Source organism: Micrococcus sp. iso_229 (genome assembly GCF_058072725.1).
In genome coordinates this window covers 724,091-740,943 of sequence record NZ_CM176514.1, presented here as the reverse complement: position 1 = coordinate 740,943, position 16,853 = coordinate 724,091, and the positions used below count along the sequence as shown (strand labels likewise).

The window sequence follows — 16,853 nt, the reverse complement described above, 5'->3', positions numbered from 1 at the left end:
ACGGCCGTGTGGGCGAGGGTCGGCGGCGCGTGGCGACAACCTCTGGGCGGCTCCGTCGGCGTGAGGCAGGCGAGCACGCGGCACCGCAGCCACGAGGTCTCGTCGGTGGGCGTGCAGGGGCGGACCAGGTGGTCCATGGTGGGATCTCCCTCAGGTGCCGGGGCGCGCTCGACGGCCTCATCCGAGGCGGGCGCGCGAGGGGCGGGGGCGGGCAGTGACGCGGGGGCGTCAGCGCAGGAAGATCCACATGAGCGTCGAGTATACCGGGCGGCGCGCGTGGGCGACAGGAGCCCCGACGCCCGGTCCGCCGACGACGCCCACGTATCCTGCGGGCATGACCGCGTCCCCCTCCCCCGCCCCGCCGCAGCCCGGCCGGACGGGCCGGGCGACCGTCGTCGTGATCGGCGCGGGCCAGGCGGGGCTGTCCGCCGCCTACCACCTGCGCCGCCGCGGCTTCGTGGGGCTGGCTCCGAACGACGACGGCGCCGCCGGCGTCCCCGAGGACGCCCCCGGCACGTTCGTGTTGCTCGACGCGGAGACCGCCCCGGGCGGGGCGTGGCAGCACCGCTGGGACTCGCTCACGATGGCCACCGTCAACCACATCCACGAGCTGCCCGGCGACCCGGTGCCGCCGGCCGACCCGGCCGCGCGCGCCAACGCCCTGCTGCCGGCCTACTTCGCGGACTACGAGGCACGGTTCGCCCTCCCGATCCGGCGGCCCGTGCGTGTGAGGCGCGTCGAGCGGATCGGCGAGCCGGGACGTGCGCGCGGGTTCTTCGTCCGTACGGACGGGGCGCCGGGCACGTGGCGGGCGGACTTCGTGGTCAACGCGACCGGCACCTGGACGTCCCCGCGGTGGCCCTCGGTGCCCGGGATGCGCTCGTTCCGCGGCCGGCAGCTGCACACCCATGACTACGTGTCCAAGGACGAGTTCGCCGGGCAGCGGGTGGTGATCGTGGGCATGGGCGTCTCGGCGACGCAGCTGCTGGCCGAGATCTCCACGGTCGCGGACACCCTGTGGGTGACCCGCCGCGAGCCGCAGTGGCAGGACTCGGCCGCGCCCGGCGCCCTGGCCGAGTCGGTGCGCGGGGTGGACGAACGGACCCGTGCGGGCCTGCCGCCGGGCTCCGTGGTCGAGGCGACCGGGATGCACCGCTCGTCCTGGGTGCGCGAGGCCGAGACGCGAGGCGTGCTGGTGCGCCACCCCATGTTCACGGCCGTCGAGCCGGACGGGGTGCGGATGCCCGACGGCTCGTTCGAACCGGCGGACGTGATCCTCTGGGCCACCGGCTTCCGGCCGGCGATCCGGCACCTCACTCCGCTGCGGCTGCGCACGCCCGCCGGCGGCATCCGCGTGGCGGGCGGGCGCGCCCTGGACGAGCCGCGCCTGTTCCTCCTCGGCTACGGGCCCTCCCAGTCCACGGTCGGGGCCAACCGCGCCGGGCGCGACGCCGTGCGCGCGATCCTCGCGGACCTGGCCGGGCCGGCGTCGGGCTGAGGGCCGCGACGACCCGCTGGCTACCATGGTCGCCGTGAGCTCCGCATCCCACTACTTCGACGCCGACCCCTCCGCGCCCGAGCGGCGCCGCACCCTGCGGACCCGCCTGGCCGGCCGCGACGTCGAGGTCCAGACGGCCAACGGGATCTTCTCGCCGGACGGTCTGGACAAGGGCACCGCGGCCCTGTTCTCGGCCGTGCCCGCGCCGCCGGCGACGGGCCGGTTCCTCGACGTCGGCGCGGGCTGGGGACCGATCGCCCTCACGCTGGCGCTGCGGTCGCCCGAGGCGGAGGTGACCGCCGTCGAGGTCAACGACCGCTCCCTGCAGCTGACCCGCGACAACGCCGCGGCGCTGGGCCTCGGCAACGTCGTGGCACTGCGGCCGGAGGACGTCCCCGAGGGCGCGGAGTTCGACCTCATCTGGTCCAACCCGCCCATCCGGATCGGCAAGCCGGCACTGCACGCCCTGCTGGAGCGGTGGCTGCCACGCCTGGCCCCCGGCGGCGAGGCCTGGCTGGTGGTGCAGAAGAACCTCGGCGCGGACTCGCTGCTGCCGTGGATCGGCCGGATGCTCGAGGAGCGCGCGCCCGGCCGGTTCACCGCGGAGCGGGCGGACAGCGTCAAGGGCTTCCGGATCCTGCGGGTGGCGCGGGCGCGCTGAGGCGCCGTTTCCCGAACGACAGCGGTTCGTGGCCCGCCGTTTCCCGAACGAAAGCGGTCAGGCGGTGAGTTCGCCGTCGAAGACCAGCTCGGCCGGGCCCGAGAGGACCACGTGCTCGGCCCCCTCCGGGCCCGGCACGACGTCCACAGCCAGCACGCCGCCGGGCACCTCGACGAGCCACGAGTCCGAGCCCTGGTCGCCCGACCACGCGCGCATCGCCACCGCCGCCGCGCACGCGCCCGTCCCGCAGGACTGGGTCTCGCCCACCCCGCGCTCGTGCACGCGCATCCGCACGCGGCCCACGCCCTCGCGCACGAGCGGCTCGTGCGCGGCCACGAACTCGACGTTCGTGCCGTGCGGCGGAGCGGGGTCCACCTCCGGGGCGCGGCCCAGGTCCAGGCCCTCCAGGTCGGCGAAGGAGGCCAGCGGGACCACGGTGTGGGGGTTGCCCATCGACACGCTCAGCGCCGGCCGCGGATCGGTGAGGCCGTGGGCGAGGACCATCGAGTCCGACGCCGCCTCCTCCGCCAGCTCGGGGTCGAGGTAGGACCAGGGGCCCATGTCGATCGCGTAGCCGTGCTCGAGCCGGGTCACGGCCTTCACGCCGGCGCGCGTGCCGATGGTGATCGCTTGGCCGGGGGCCAGGTCCACGAGGCCCTTCTCGACCAGGAAGTGCGCGAAGACGCGCACCCCGTTGCCGCACATCTCGGCGATCGAGCCGTCGCCGTTGCGGTAGTCCATGAACCACTCGGCCTCGGGGTGCTCGGCGAGCAGCGCCTCACCCTCCGGCAGGCGCGCGGACCGCACGGCGCGGATGACGCCGTCGGCGCCGATCCCCCGGTGCCGGTCGGCCAGCCGTGCGACGCGTTCGGCGTCGAGCTGCGTGTTGCCGTCCGGATCGGCGATCAGCACGAAGTCGTTGCCCGTGCCATGGCCCTTCGTGAACGGCACGCGCGGCGCGCTCGCGTGGAGGGGGTCCTGGGCGGCGGGCGCTGCGGGCTGCTCGGTCATGGGCCCAGTCTAGGGGGCGCCCCCGGCGACGACGGCGAGCGCCTCCGCCACGACGTCCTCGCCCTGCGCGTCGAGCCAGACGACGCGCGGGTCGGCCCGGAACCAGGTCTCCTGGCGTCGGGCGAAGCGCCGCGTGGCCACGACGGTCTGCTCGGCCGCCTCCGCCTCGGTGAGCTCGCCGTCGAGGACGGCGAGCATCTGGGCGTAGCCGATCGCGCGGGACGCGGTCGGTCCCCGCCGCAGCCCGTCCGGCCCGGGGACGTCGAGGCGGCGGACCTCGTCCAGCAGGCCCTCGGCCAGCATGCGCTCCACCCGGGCCGCGATCCGCTGGTGCAGCTCGGCCCGGTCCAGGCGCAGGCCGAGCTGCACCGCGGGGGCGACCTCCGGGGCGTACGTGCGCTCCGGCATGAACGCGGAGAACGGGCGGCCCGTCAGCCGGCACACCTCCAGCGCGCGCACGATGCGGCGGGCGTCCTGCAGCCGCTCCGCCGAGACCGGGTCCAGGGCGGCCAGCTCGGCCCTCAGCCCGGCCAGGCCCTCCCGCTGCGCCCGCGCCTCCAGCTCGGCCCGCAGCACCGGGTCCGTGGGCGGGAACTCGAGCACGTCCAGCGCCGCCCGCACGTACAGCCCGGAGCCGCCCACGAGGATCGGGGTCCGACCCCGCACGCGGATCTGGTCGAACAGGTCGCGGGCCGCGGACTGGAAGGCCGCCACCGAGGCCTCCTGGCCGACGTCGAGCACGTCCAGCAGATGGTGCGGGACGCCCTCGCGTTCCGCCTGGGTGACCTTCGCCGTGCCCACGTCCATCCCCCGGTAGAACTGCAGGGCGTCCCCGTTGACCACCTCGCCGTCCAGCGCGTGCGCCAGGGCGACGGCGAGGGCGGACTTGCCCGTCGCCGTCGCCCCGACCACGGCGACGACGGGCGGGCAGGCCGCGGCGGCGGACATCAGGACCGCGGGCGCAGGGTCGGCATGCCGAGGCTCGTGGCCCCGGAGCCGCCCGCCGTGCCGGGGGCGGGCGCGCCGCACGACTCGGCCTGGGCGCGGTCCCACGCGTCACCGGCGCGGGAGCGGCGCAGGACGTAGTCCTGTGCGGTCGGGTCGGCGACGGCGAAGAAGGGGTGGGCCTCGGTGACCGTCACGGTGACGAAGTCGCCGGGGCGGGGGGTCTCGGCGCCGGCGGGCACGGAGAAGTGCACGAGCCGGTTGTCGGGTGCGCGCCCGGACAGGCGGCCGCGCTCCGCGGCCTTGGAGCCGGAGGCGGCGGTGACGAGCAGTTCCTGGCGGGTGCCGACGAGCGTGGCCATCTCCTCGGCCGAGATGCGGTCCTGCAGTGCCACGAGGCGCTCGAAGCGCTCCTGGACGACGGCCTTGGGCACCTGGTGGTCCATCTCCCCGGCCGGGGTCCCCGGGCGGATGGAGTACTGGAAGGTGAACGCGGAGGAGAAGCGGGAGGCCTCGACCACCCGCATCGTCTCGGCGAAGTCCTCCTCGGTCTCCCCGGGGAAGCCGACGATGATGTCCGTGGTGATGGCGGCGTGCGGGATGCGCTCGCGCACCTTCTCCAGGATCCGCAGGAACTTCGCGGACCGGTAGGAGCGGCGCATGTCCTTGAGCACCTTGTCCGAGCCTGACTGCAGGGGCATGTGCAGCTGCGGCATGACGTTGGGGGTCTCGGCCATCGCGTCGATGACGTCGTCCGTGAACGCGGCCGGGTGGGGGCTGGTGAAGCGGACGCGTTCGAGGCCCTCGATCTCCCCGCATGCGCGCAGCAGCTTGGCGAACGCGCCGCGGTCGCCGAACTCGACGCCGTAGGTGTTCACGTTCTGGCCCAGCAGCGTCACCTCGACGGCGCCGGCGTCGACGAGTGCCTGCACCTCGGCGAGGATCTCCCCGGGGCGGCGGTCCTTCTCCTTGCCGCGCAGCGACGGGACGATGCAGAACGTGCACGTGTTGTTGCAGCCCACGGAGATGGACACCCAGCCGGAGTGCGTGGAGTCGCGCTTGGTGGGCAGGGTGGAGGGGAACACCTCGAGCGACTCGAGGATCTCGATCTCGGCCTCGGCGTTGTGGCGGGAGCGCTCCAGCAGCACGGGCAGGGAGCCGATGTTGTGGGTGCCGAAGACGACGTCCACCCACGGGGCCCTGCGCTGGATGGCGGCCTGGTCCTTCTGGGCGAGGCACCCGCCGACGGCGATCTGCATGCCCGGGTGCGCGTCCTTCACCGCGCGCAGGTTGCCGAGGTTGCCGTACAGGCGGTTGTCCGCGTTCTCGCGGACCGCGCACGTGTTGAAGACCACGAGGTCGGCCTGGGCGTCCTCGGCGGCCGGGGCGTAGCCGGTGGACTCGAGCAGGCCGGAGATGCGCTCGGAGTCGTGCACGTTCATCTGGCAGCCGAAGGTGCGGACCTCATAGGTCAGACCCTCGTGCGGGCGCGCGGTGGCGCCGTCCTGCGCGAGCGGGGTGGTGCGGGGGGTGGGGTCCGTCAGAGTCACCGCACCATTCTAGGAACTCCGGGCGCGGCCCGGGGCCGCTCACTCCTCGTGCTCGGCGAGGACCTCCTTCACGACGGCGAACGCGAGGCCGCCGCCGTAGCCCTTGCGTCCCAGCATGCCGACGAGGCGGCGGGTCACCTTGTCCCGCTCGGCCCGGGCCTCCGGCGAGGCACCGCCGGGGGCGGTGCGGCCCCGCAGCCGTCGGCGCACGAGGTCCAGGGCGGCGGTCCGTTCGTCCTCGCCGTCGATGGCCTCGAGCGCCTCGGCGGCGATCTCCCGGTCCACGCCCTTCTGCTGGAGCTCGTGCCCGATGGCGCGGCGCGCCAGGCCCTTGCTTCGGTGACGGCTGCGGACCCAGACCTCGGCGAAGGCGGCGTCGTCCACGAGCCGCACCTCCTCGAAGCGGTCGAGGACGCGCTCGATCAGCTCGGGCTCGGCCTGGCGCTCGGCGAGCTTGCGTTCGAGCTGGCCGCGGGAGCGGGGGCCCAGGGCGAGCTGGCGCAGGACGACCTCGCGTGCGGCCTCCTCGCGCTCACGCGGTGCGGTGGGCAGGGGCGCCGGGCCGGGGCGACGTCGGGGGCGATCGGCCTCGACGGCGGGGCGGGGATCCACGGCCGGGCGACCCTCGTCGCGAGGACGGCCACGCCGCGGGGGCGTGGTGGACCGCTGTCGGCCCCGGCGCTCGGTGTCCGCCCGGGTGTCCTGGCGCTCGGACCAGGGCAGCGATCGGGGCCCGGCGCCGGGCGCGGGGCTGGGCAGGTCGCTCGCGCGGGTCAGCAGGGCCCCGAGATCCGGTGCCGCGCCGGGGGCGTGGTCCGGGACGTCCCCTGCGGGGGCTCCGGCGTCGTGCGCGGGCACGGCGTCCTGCTCGGCGTCCGTGGCGTCCGCGTCGGACGACGTCGGCTCCGGTGCGCCGGCCAGGTCGAGCCACATCCGGCCCACGTCCGAGTCCCGGGCGTCGTCGAACGCGGACGCACCGGAGGCGGAGCCGCTCCGGCCGGTCGTCTCCGACCGGTGGGCGGCCCCGCCTCCGACGCTCCTGCGCGATCGGGTCATCCGGCCGCAGTGTCCCCCGGAACCGCGGTCAGGGCCGGGGCCTCGTCATCCTCGGCCTCCGGGGCCACGCCGATGCCGAGCTTCGTGAGGATGCGCTGCTCGATCTCGTTGGCAAGGTCCGGGTTGTCCCGGAGGAACCGACGGGCGTTCTCCTTGCCCTGCCCGAGCTGGTCCCCGTCATAGGTGAACCACGCGCCGGACTTCTTGACGATGCCCTCCTCGACACCCATGTCGATCAGGCCACCCTCGCGGGAGATGCCGACCCCGTAGAGGATGTCGAACTCGGCCTGCTTGAAGGGCGGGGCCATCTTGTTCTTGACGATCTTCACGCGGGTGCGGTTGCCGACGGGGTTGCCGGCCTCCTTGAGGGTCTCGATGCGGCGGACGTCGATGCGCACGGACGCATAGAACTTGAGCGCCTTGCCGCCCGTGGTGGTCTCCGGGGAGCCGAAGAACACGCCGATCTTCTCGCGCAGCTGGTTGATGAAGATGGCCGTGGTCTTGGTCTGGTGGAGGCGGCCGGTCACCTTGCGCAGCGCCTGGGACATGAGGCGGGCCTGCAGGCCGACGTGGGAGTCGCCCATCTCGCCCTCGATCTCGGCGCGCGGGGTCAACGCGGCCACGGAGTCGATGACGACGATGTCCAGGGTGCCCGAGGAGACGAGCATGTCCATGATCTCCAGGGCCTGCTCGCCCGTGTCCGGCTGGCTGACCAGCAGGGCGTCCGTATCCACCCCGAGCTTGCGGGCGTAGACCGGGTCCAGGGCGTGCTCCGCGTCGATGAAGGCCGCGATGCCGCCGTTGCGCTGCGCGTTGGCCACCGCGTGCAGGGCCAGGGTGGTCTTGCCCGAGGACTCCGGGCCGTAGATCTCCACCACGCGGCCGCGCGGCAGGCCGCCGATGCCCAGTGCCACGTCCATGGCCACCGAGCCCGTGGGGATGACCTCGACGGGTGCCTGGGTCTGGTCTCCCAGCCGCATGACGGAACCCTTGCCGAACTGCTTGTCGATCTGGGCGAGAGCGGCCTCGAGGGCCTTCTCGCGATCCGTCACCTTGCTCATCCTTCACCCCTAGCTCTGGTGGTGCTGCCGCGGACGCTGGAGCGCCCGCCTCGGTCATGTCCGTGAATCTACGGGGGGCGGCGGACACGATAAGCGTGGCCCGCCCCGCCTGTGCACGAGATCACCCCGTCGCACTGCTGTGCAGGACTCTACCGCATTCTTCGAACACGTGTTCGAAGACCGGCGTGGGCCCCAGACGGTCCCGGGGCCGCAGACCGTGCCGCGGCCGGACCGCCGGCACCCGGACGCGCCGGCGTCACTGCCGGGCGCGACGGGGCCGGGCGGAGCCGCCCATACCGCCGGACGGCACCGGGTCCCCCCGACCGTCGACGTGGATCTCGTGGACCCGCCGACCGCGCGCGTCGAACGCCTCCAGCCGCCAGTGCTCCCCCTCGTCCAGCCGGGACAGCACCACGGGCGGACCGATGTGCTCCACCTGGTCCACGACGTCCTCGCCGAGCATCCGGGACAGGGTGCAGGCGTGCCCGTCGTCGGCCTCTCCCGGGAAGGCGGCCCAGTCCACCCGTGAGAGCCCGCCGGGCTCGGCGGTGACCAGGACGTCCGGCCCGTCCGAGTCGTCGCCCCGTTCATGCGCCAGCAGCGCGTCGATGTCCGTCGCCACGGTCGAGGCCGAGTGGCCCCGACGCATCGCGTCCACGGCCCGCGCCGTCACGTGGGCGGGCAGCGCGGCGTGCCCGGCCCCCCAAGTGGCGATCCGCACCTGGTGCTCGGCGTCCGTGGCGAACCGGCGAGGGCCGCCCGTCATGCCCGGGGTGCGGTGGACGAGGGGCAGCAGGTGCCCCTCCACGTGGTGATCGCCCGCGTTCTGGAACACCACCACGCGACGGCCCGCGTCGAGCGTGCCCACCCGGTGCCCGATCCCCTCCTCGGCCAGCCGCGCCTCCACGGCCTCGCGCTCCGAGCCGGGGTCGAGGTCCTCGCCCGGGAAGAGGGTCCGCAGGTAGTCCCGCACCGTGGGCGGATGGTAATCGAGGAGATCCGTCTGGGGGTTCCAGGCGAAGACGCTGCTGCGCCCCTCGAGCTCCTCGTTCAGCCGCAGCGCCGCGAAGCCGCCCCCGGACCCGCCCACCAGGAGCAGGTCACGGTCCAGCCCGTCCGCCAGCGCCCGCAGAGCGGCGAGCAGCCTGGCGTGGGCCTGAGAGCCGGGCGAGCCCGTGTACCACCCGAGGAGGAGGTCGTCGGCGAGCTGCATCGAGGGGTCGCTGACGGCGACCCACGGGATCCCCAGCTCGTAGGTGAGCCGACGCCCGGCGAAGAACGGCGGGGCCACGCTGTTCCGCTGACTCATCGCACCCGTGAGGAAGACGACGACGGACTCGCGCTCGCCCACACCCCCGAGGTCACCGCGGATGATGAGGTCCAGGTGGTTGCCGTCCGGCAGCGGCAGGATGTGCAGTCCCGGGCCGAAGCCGGAGGCCGCGAACTCCTCGGCCGACTCCCAGCGGACCGGGTCGACCCCGTAGTTCGCATAGTCGCTCTCCACGACGTCCCGGTGCGGTGCGGACGGCTCGGGCGCAGCGGACTCGGCGGGGGCCTGTGGCGCGGCGGGCTCTGCGTGGGCCTGCGGCGCGGCGCACTCGGCGGGCTCCGCGTCCGGGCTGACGTCGACGAGCCCGTCGACCTCCCATGGATCGCGCCCGTCCAGCACGGCGACCACCCCGGCGGCCAGCGCGGCGGCGGCCGCCGGGGCGAGGGCCAGCGGGTCGGCGGTGCCGTCGTCGGCCGGCGCGGCGTGCCTGATCGCGTCGTCCACGCGCACCACCCGGGCCGGGTCGAGGTCCTGGGCCGCCCGGTCGGCGAGCCGGTCCGCGTAGCGCGCGGCGGCGAGGATCGCGGCTTCGTGCCGGGCGGGGGTCCCGTCCGCGGTGCGGACCGCCATCCCGCCGTGATGCAGGATCAGCCGCTCTCTCAGACCCACGGCGTCCAGGGTGGAGAGGAAGGTCCGCCACCCGGCCACCCACAGCGCGAGGTGCTCCTCGTCGCCGCTGGGCACCCGGCGCCGGCCGTCCTGCGGCGGCGCCGACTCGAGGTACTCCGGCGAGACGGTCACGACGGCCCCGGACGGGAGCACGTCCAGGGCGAATCGCTCGTCGGCGACGTCGACGACGATCGCGTCGGGATCGAGCCGGACCAGGTCCGCCACGAGCATGCGGTCGACGTCGCGACGGACCAGCTCGCGCCGGAAGTCCGAGGCGACCCCGGTCAGGTCGGCGTCCTCGACGGGCGGGGTGCCCAGCCCAGCCATGGAGACCCGGGCGAGGAAGTGCCCGGCGGGCACGGAGAGCCGGGGGTCCGCGACCAGGGCGGAGCGGGTGAGGGCGCTCCCGACGACGGCGATGCGTGCGGTCATGGCCTGTGGGCCTCTCTCTCGGGATGGGGACGGACCGACGGAGCGGAGTGGTCCCCGTCGGTGCGGAACGCCAGGCGGAGTTCGGCGTCCAGCACGTGGTCCGCGCCGGACTGTCTGCGGACCCGGCGTGCCGCGGCCGCGGACATCCGCAGATACCGCGCGGGCTCTGCGCGCAGCGTCCGGACGGCGTCCGCGAGCGCGCGGTGGTCTTCGGGCGGCGCCAGGAAGGCGACCTCCTCGTCGACGAATTCGGGGATCGCGGCCACCGCCGACGTGATGGGCACCAGACCCGAGGACATCGCCTCGTCGCGGCTGACGCCCTGGGTGTCGCTGCGGCTCGGGACCAGCAGGACCCCGTGGCGCGCGTGCTCGGCCGCGATCTGCGCGTGGGTCAGGAAGCCGCGGCGCACCGTGACGTTGGGCAGATCGCGCAGCGGTGCGATCGTCTCCTCGAAGAGCGGCCCGTCCCCGAGGAAGGTGAACTCGAGCTCGTCGAACCACGGCTCGGCCGCGAGGTCGAGGACGGCCGCCACGGCCAGGTCGTTCGCGTACACCCGGGAATGGTACGGCCGGATCGAGAGGATGCGCAGACGGTCCTCGGCCGTCTTCTCCCGGTAGCGGAAGACGGTGCCGTCGACCGGGTTGTGGATGACGGAGTACCGGTGTTCGGGCAGGCGGACGCCGACGTCGTCGAAGACGGTCTCCGCGAACCAGCGGGAGACGAAGACGAAGTGGACGTCGTCGCCGGTCGTCTGGAACACCTCCCGCCACATCGCCAAGCGCGCCTCGGAGGCCGCCTGGGCCGCCTCCAGCTCCGCCGCCGTCGTGTAGTTGAAGCGCCGGCGCCACCAGGGCTGGATCTCGAACCCGTGCGTCCACACCGTGGTGGGCGGCAGCGCGGGGGCGGTCTTGAGCACCTCCCACGTCTCGGGCAGGAGGCAGTGCACCATCAGCGTGCGCACCTCCCCCGAGGCCAGCGTCGCCGCCAGGTCGGCGGGGCGGAGCATCGCCACGTCCACGTCCTCGAACTCCCGGAACCGTGGCTGGTCCCCGGCCCCGAGCACGACGACCTCGATCCGGTGGCCCCGCTGGAGGTAGCTGCGGCGCCGAGCGTGCACGAAGCCGTTGCGGTACAGGTTCCCGTACGACGGGTAGATGTTCGTGACCAGCAGGTCCGGGCTGCCGGTCAGCATGGGCACGGGCGGGGCGACGTACGGACCCCGCACGACCCGGTGGATCACGGCGCTGCCGGTCCCGCTGACGCGCAGCCCCCACCGTAGGCCCGTGGCCTCGGCCGGGACGCGCACCCGGGTGTACTGGCGCGCCGGGATCATCGCATGGCCGATGCGCTCCCCTGCGTCGTTCAGCCAGAACGCCACGAGCATCACGTCGAGCCCCACCCCGACGTCGAGGTGGAGCTGCTCCTCGGTTCCGCGCACCGCCTCGGCCACGGGTCGGATCAGGGGGTTGATCCAGTACTGGTGCCGGCCCGTCTCCATGGTCGAGCTCACCCGTGCGCCGCCCTCCTCCCAGAGGACGCTCAGCTGGTCGAACGTCGCCATGCCCTCGAGGATGCGGCCGAGGTCCAGCACGTCCGGCTCCTCGTCCGGCTCGTCGATCTCGAGGGCGTCCGCATGGGCGCGGATCGCCGCGAGCGACAGCCCCGGGTCGAGCTCGAGCGTCGCCGCCTGCTCCCGCAACAGCGTCGGTGAGTCGGCCCCGCCTGCCACGTACTCGACGGGCCCGACGGCCAGGCCCGGCACGACGTCCTGGGCCAGCAGACGGGTGACATCGCCGGGGGCCGCCGTGACGTCGCCGCTGAGCCGCACCAGCGAACGCGCGGGCCGGAGATCCTCGCTCAGGGTCCAGGCAGTGCCGGCCCGTCGGCGCTGCACGACGCCGTCGACGACGGCGATGTGCTCGTCGTGCCCGGCCGCCTCGACATCGGCCCACCGGAGGGCGAGGACCAGGTCCTCCAGGTAGTGCGGTCCGTACCAGTCGCCTGGGTCGAGCGTGCCCACGCTGGTGCAGCCCCTCGCCCGCGCGAGGGCGTCGAGGGCGTCCGGGCCGTCCACCGTCACGACGCGCGGGTCGGCGACGGACTCCCCCAGGTCGGCCTCGTCCGCGGCCACCACGGCCAGGACCCAGTCCGTCCACGACTGCGCCCGCCAGTCCGTCACGAGCGCGCGGACCGCGGACGGGTCGTGTCCGGCTGACGCGGGCAGGACCAGCAGGGGGCGCTCGACCGCCGCGGCCGGCATCGCGACCCCGGACCGGGAGGCCACGAACTCGAGCCGCTCGGCGTAGGTGTGCTCGCGCAGGACCTTGCGCAGGGCCATGGCACGCAGCCGCTCGACGCCGTTCGGCTCGGCCTCCAGGGCCTCGACACGGCGGCGCAGCTCCGGACCGGAGTCCGTGGAGATCACGAGGTCCCCGAACATCAGTCGGAGTCCGCGCGAGAAGTTGCTGACGACCAGCGTGTTCGACGCCAGCAGCTCGAACACCCGCCGAGCGAACATCGACTGGGACTGCTTCACCGAGTTGAGGTTGAGGTTGACGGTGTAGCCCTTGTAGGGCACGTCCAACAGGTCCGGGGTGAGCGCGCCGCCCACGATGAACCGGTCGTACTCCTCGGGGAACGTGTAGCCCGACGGGGGACGGCCGAGGTTGCGGTCGTAGACGTCGAACCGGCGACCCTCGGACGACAGCTCCGCGGAGAGCTCCCGCAGGTCGGCCAGCCGCTCCGGATAGCGCGCATAGTAGGCCCCGGCGAAGGCACAGCCGTCGACCCGATCGAAGACCTCGGCCGGATTCGACTCGGCGGGCTGCGCCGCGAAGGGCAGGAAGTGGACGTTGTCGTGGCCCAGTTCCCGCTTGTAGCGGGGCACACAGTCCAGGTCCGTCGTGAACACCGCGTCGAACTGGCCCGCCGTCGTCAGGAACGTGTTGAAGTGGACCGGGTCCTCCTTGTTCCAGAAGGCCGTGGGCACGCCGCGATCGCGGCACCATTCCAGGATCCCGCGCAGCTCCGGTCCGAGTCGGTGCACGGTGTTCCACCAGGCCTGCCGGTGACCCCGCCACGCGGACTCCACGAACAGCAGGTCCGGGCGGGCCGCGGTGAGCTCCGCACGCCAGAACTCCATGGACAGTGGGACGAGGTCGGCCTCGCTCTCGAAGGCGGTGTGCGAGAACTCGTCCAGGATGCACGCGACCACCAGACGGCCCGCGCGCCCGGCTCGACGCCGGACCGGCACGGAGGGGCCGGGGCGCCGGCGCGCCGTCATCTCCTCGGGCACGACGGGCTCGGGGGCGGAGCGGCTCATGCGTCGTCCTTCCGGTTCTCACGGATGATCGAGACCAGACGCGGAAGGGCGCGCCGAGCCCCCTGCAGGGTTCGGGCCTCGCCGAGGACGCGGCCGACGCGGTAGGTGCGGGAGGCGCGCACCCGGCGCAGCGCCGACCGGGCCTCCCGGGCCGTGGCGGCCACCCGTTCCTTCTCCTCGGCCACGCGGCCGAGCGCCTCTTCCACCTCGCGCAGCCGCTCACCGGCGGCCTCGCGTGCGGCCCTGGCCTGCCTCTCCTCCCAGAGCCGCTGCTGGACGTCTTCGACGAAGCCGCGCAGCACCCGGAAGTCCTCCCGGTCCCGCCGGGCCCGCGCTTCGAGTTCCTCGACGCGACGCCGGGCGGCGGCCAGCTCGGCGCGCATCACCACGACGTCATCCCGTGCCCCGGCTTCGATCTCCGAGATCCCGGTGCCGTGGAGCCCGACGACGCCGGCGGTGTCGGCGCCCTCGCCCTCGCACCGGAGCCGCCCACGCAGGGCCTCGACGGTCCGGCGCTCGGCATACAGCCGCCGCAATGCCGCGTCGACGCCCGGATCGTCGACCGGGCCGACGCCCGGGGCGGCCGGGGCGAACAGCAGCGTCGGGGAGCAGTCCTGCATGTCCTGCACCCGATAGCCGAGCGGCCAGAGCACGGCGGCGACGGCCCGGTACGCCCGCTCGTCGGGGCAGTCGATCCACACGAGCGGCCTGCCGCGGCGCAGCGTGTCCCTCGCGCCCTCGAGCACTTCGGGCCCGAGCCCGTCGACGTCGATCGCGAGCATGCGCACCACACGTCGGCCGACGAGACCGTCCACGGTACGCCCCGGCACGTCGCGCGCCGACTGATCCGGGAGCGCGCCGAGCGCGCAGGTGTGCACCTCGACCCGGTCGTGGAGGTCGCGTCGGCGCGCGGACTGCTCGACGTCGGCGGCCCGTCGCGGATCCGGCGTCACGGCCAGGACGTGCGCCCCGGCGGCGCAGGCCAGATGGAGTGCATGGTCGCTCAGGTCGGCGCCCACCGCCACGACGAGGTCCCCAGGGGCGAGGGCCGCGGCCATCCGTGCCGTACGCTCCGGGGGGTCCTGCGCTGACGTCACCACGGCTCCTGTCTGCTGCCTCGGGGTACGGGGGAACGGACCGGAATGGGGCGGGGGCACCCGTCACGACCGCTCGACCACCCTAACCGAGGGAGGTCTCGGGCGCCGGGGACGTCGCGGCGTCAGCGTTTCGGCGGCACGTCCCGACCGAGACGCCGCTCCTGCGGGATCTCATGCAGGTCGCAGACCGCCAGCCACACCCGCCGCGGGTCCACACCGGCGGCGAGCGCCGCCGTCGCGGTGGTGTCCAGACCGGGCAGGTGCAGGGAGTCGGCCACGAGGCCGGCCCGGGCGGGGCCGAACTCCTCGTCCATCAGCCGGCGGAACTCGCTCTCGCGCACGGACGGTCCTCTCTGTGGTCGGTCACGGGGTCAGGGACGGGGACGCAGACGGCGCGGGCGCCCCGAGACGGGGCGCCCGCGCCGTGGGAGTGGCGGAGTCAGCGGCCGGCCAGCGAGCCCAGGCTCGGGTCCGTCAGGTCGTCCGGCAGGGTGTCCGGGACGACCATGCCCTCCTGCTCCACCAGCCGGTCCGAGACCTCCCGCAGCAGGTAGGACAGCGGGATGTCCAGCGCCTGGCAGATCGAGGCCAGCAGTTCGGAGGAGGCCTCCTTCTGGCCGCGCTCCACCTCCGACAGGTAGCCGAGCGAGACACGGGCATCGTGCGAGACTTCGCGCAGGGTGCGGCCCTGGAGCTGCCGGACGTCGCGCAGGACGTCGCCGATCTCGTGGCGGAGGAGGGGCATGCTGCGCTCCTTGATGTCGGGGGTGGCCGCGCGGGGACGGGGCTGGTCATCGACCCAGCGCGTGATTCCGTGGGAATGGACGGGATGTCGCATCATGTCTATCGCCTACTCCTGGACTTTTCCTGAAGGGCGCCGGGCCGCGGGCCTGATCCCGCGAGGCACTCTTCTTGACTCGTTACATTCAACGTCGGGCGGGGTCGCGTTCATTCCCGAGACATGGTCTCCCCCGCCGTCGGGCCCTCCCCGGCCCCGGCGTGCCGCTCCGAGCGCCGATGCCGTTCCCGCAGGGAGTACGTGGCGTTCCGGATGCGGTGGGAGTCGTCCAGGCTCGAGCCGACGGCCCCGGCCATCGTGCCCATGGACGCCGCCAGCCACACGAGCCGGACGTAGTCGACCACACCGCTGGGCTGGTCGAGCTCCTCCTCCAGGTACTCCACGGGGATGATCATGAGCGCGACCAGCAGCAGCGTCACGAAGAGCAGCACGTAGACCACGGTGCAGGCCAGGCCCACGGTGAGCACGGTGGAGAGGTTGTCCAGCCGCGAGCTGTGCCGGTGGGCCGCACCGTGCGTCCACAGACCGTTCGTGGTGACCAGCCACGCCACCAGCAGCACCACGGACAGCACGCTGACCGCCGCGAGCCGCCCCGGGGACATCACGCTGGAGAGCACCCAGATGGAGCCGAAGAACACGCCGTAGGCACCGGCCGCGCTGGCCGACGCGATCGTGAACGTCATGTCCCGCGGCATGAGCAGCGGCCGGTTGGCCATCACCATCCCGGCCAGCAGACGCAGCGTGCCCGTCCAGCCCTTCACGTACACCGTGGACGTGCGCCGGGACCCGCCGCCCATCCGGGTGGTCGTGGTCACGTCCGCGTCGACGTCGACCAGCGGGGCGATGCCCCGCAGTGCGTCCGTGTCGGGCTCGGGGAGCCCGTCCACCGGGGACCGGCCGCCGTCCTCCTCCACCTCGCCGGACTCGTCGGAGGACTGCACGTCCAGCTCCCCGTCCGGCGGGTCCACGTGGGGGGCGGTGTCGATGTGCTCGACGATCCGCAGCACCGTCTCCCGCAGCCGGCGGGCCGGGGTGATGACCCCCAGCGCCGGCACGCACACGACGCCGACCCGCAGCTGCGGCACGACGTCCGCCACCACGCCGCGCCGGTCGTCGAACCGGGGCAGGTCGACGACGGCGACCACCGTGTCCCATCCCTGCCGGTCCGCGAGGGAGCGGACCGGCTCCTCCAGGACCATGCCCCCGGTCGCACCGACCGGCAGCGACTCCTGCCGCGTCTCGACCCGCCAACCGCCGGGCTGCGGCAGGCGTTCGTCGAGCCGGTCCTGGACGTCCCCGGCGATGCGGCGCACGAGCGCCCACGGGGTGCCCGGGTCGGCCACGAGTCCGATCACGCGGGGACCCGGGGCGTCGGCGCCGTCCTGCGGTGCACGCTCGGGCGGGGTGGGAGGCGATGCGGTCTCCATCGCGCCGAACCTACGCGGCGGGGCGGGCCGCCACCAGGGACGGGGCGCCAAGGC

General features: G+C 74.1%; 13 protein-coding genes. 2 read left to right on the top strand and 11 right to left on the bottom strand.

The features are described 5' to 3' along the window. Positions 1-334 precede the first annotated feature (334 nt). Positions 335-1,498 (top strand): NAD(P)-binding domain-containing protein, encoded by a 1,164-nt coding sequence (locus tag AC3RKA_RS03445; protein ID WP_489727501.1) that lies wholly within the window; start codon positions 335-337, stop codon positions 1,496-1,498. A 25-nt stretch (positions 1,499-1,523) separates the two neighbouring features. After that, entirely contained in the window at positions 1,524-2,159 is a 636-nt protein-coding gene (locus AC3RKA_RS03440) for a class I SAM-dependent methyltransferase (RefSeq protein ID WP_010079101.1), read from the top strand. Positions 2,160-2,216: 57 nt separating this feature from the next. Here the strand turns inward: AC3RKA_RS03440 and dapF are convergent, their stop codons facing one another. The 11 genes from dapF to AC3RKA_RS03385 all read right to left on the bottom strand — a co-directional run bounded on the left by dapF (position 2,217) and on the right by AC3RKA_RS03385 (position 16,799). After that, a complete protein-coding gene (gene dapF / locus AC3RKA_RS03435; protein WP_489727500.1) occupies positions 2,217-3,170 on the bottom strand; it encodes a diaminopimelate epimerase in 954 nt (317 codons plus the stop codon). A gap of 9 nt (positions 3,171-3,179) precedes the next feature. Next, on the bottom strand, positions 3,180-4,118 hold the full coding sequence (gene miaA / locus AC3RKA_RS03430; RefSeq protein ID WP_098471841.1) for a tRNA (adenosine(37)-N6)-dimethylallyltransferase MiaA: 939 nt from the start codon (positions 4,116-4,118) through the stop codon (positions 3,180-3,182). Next, complete coding sequence (gene miaB / locus AC3RKA_RS03425) at positions 4,118-5,665, bottom strand: tRNA (N6-isopentenyl adenosine(37)-C2)-methylthiotransferase MiaB (RefSeq protein WP_049161757.1); 1,548 nt, start codon at positions 5,663-5,665, stop codon at positions 4,118-4,120. Before miaB ends, miaA begins: the two co-directional genes overlap by 1 nt. 39 nt (positions 5,666-5,704) lie before the next feature. Next, on the bottom strand, positions 5,705-6,721 hold the full coding sequence (locus tag AC3RKA_RS03420) for a regulatory protein RecX (protein WP_489727499.1): 1,017 nt from the start codon (positions 6,719-6,721) through the stop codon (positions 5,705-5,707). Next, a complete protein-coding gene (recA, locus tag AC3RKA_RS03415; RefSeq protein WP_036315035.1) occupies positions 6,718-7,782 on the bottom strand; it encodes a recombinase RecA in 1,065 nt (354 codons plus the stop codon). The genes AC3RKA_RS03420 and recA overlap by 4 nt, the downstream gene beginning before the upstream one ends. 256 nt (positions 7,783-8,038) lie before the next feature. After that, the gene (locus AC3RKA_RS03410; RefSeq protein WP_489727498.1) at positions 8,039-10,153 is read right to left on the bottom strand and encodes a DUF6270 domain-containing protein; all 2,115 of its coding nucleotides are present in this window, start codon (positions 10,151-10,153) and stop codon (positions 8,039-8,041) included. Next, on the bottom strand, positions 10,150-13,476 hold the full coding sequence (locus AC3RKA_RS03405; RefSeq protein WP_098471416.1) for a glycosyltransferase family protein: 3,327 nt from the start codon (positions 13,474-13,476) through the stop codon (positions 10,150-10,152). The genes AC3RKA_RS03410 and AC3RKA_RS03405 overlap by 4 nt, the downstream gene beginning before the upstream one ends. Further along, a complete protein-coding gene (locus AC3RKA_RS03400; protein WP_143741612.1) occupies positions 13,473-14,573 on the bottom strand; it encodes a class I SAM-dependent methyltransferase in 1,101 nt (366 codons plus the stop codon). The genes AC3RKA_RS03405 and AC3RKA_RS03400 overlap by 4 nt, the downstream gene beginning before the upstream one ends. 122 nt (positions 14,574-14,695) lie before the next feature. Then, the gene (locus AC3RKA_RS03395; protein WP_002856506.1) at positions 14,696-14,914 is read right to left on the bottom strand and encodes a DUF3046 domain-containing protein; all 219 of its coding nucleotides are present in this window, start codon (positions 14,912-14,914) and stop codon (positions 14,696-14,698) included. A 98-nt stretch (positions 14,915-15,012) separates the two neighbouring features. Continuing rightward, a complete protein-coding gene (locus AC3RKA_RS03390) occupies positions 15,013-15,414 on the bottom strand; it encodes a helix-turn-helix domain-containing protein (protein ID WP_036334756.1) in 402 nt (133 codons plus the stop codon). A 107-nt stretch (positions 15,415-15,521) separates the two neighbouring features. Next, positions 15,522-16,799: a hypothetical protein gene (locus tag AC3RKA_RS03385; protein WP_144824212.1), complete on the bottom strand. Its 1,278-nt coding sequence runs from the start codon at positions 16,797-16,799 to the stop codon at positions 15,522-15,524. Positions 16,800-16,853: the final 54 nt, after the last annotated feature.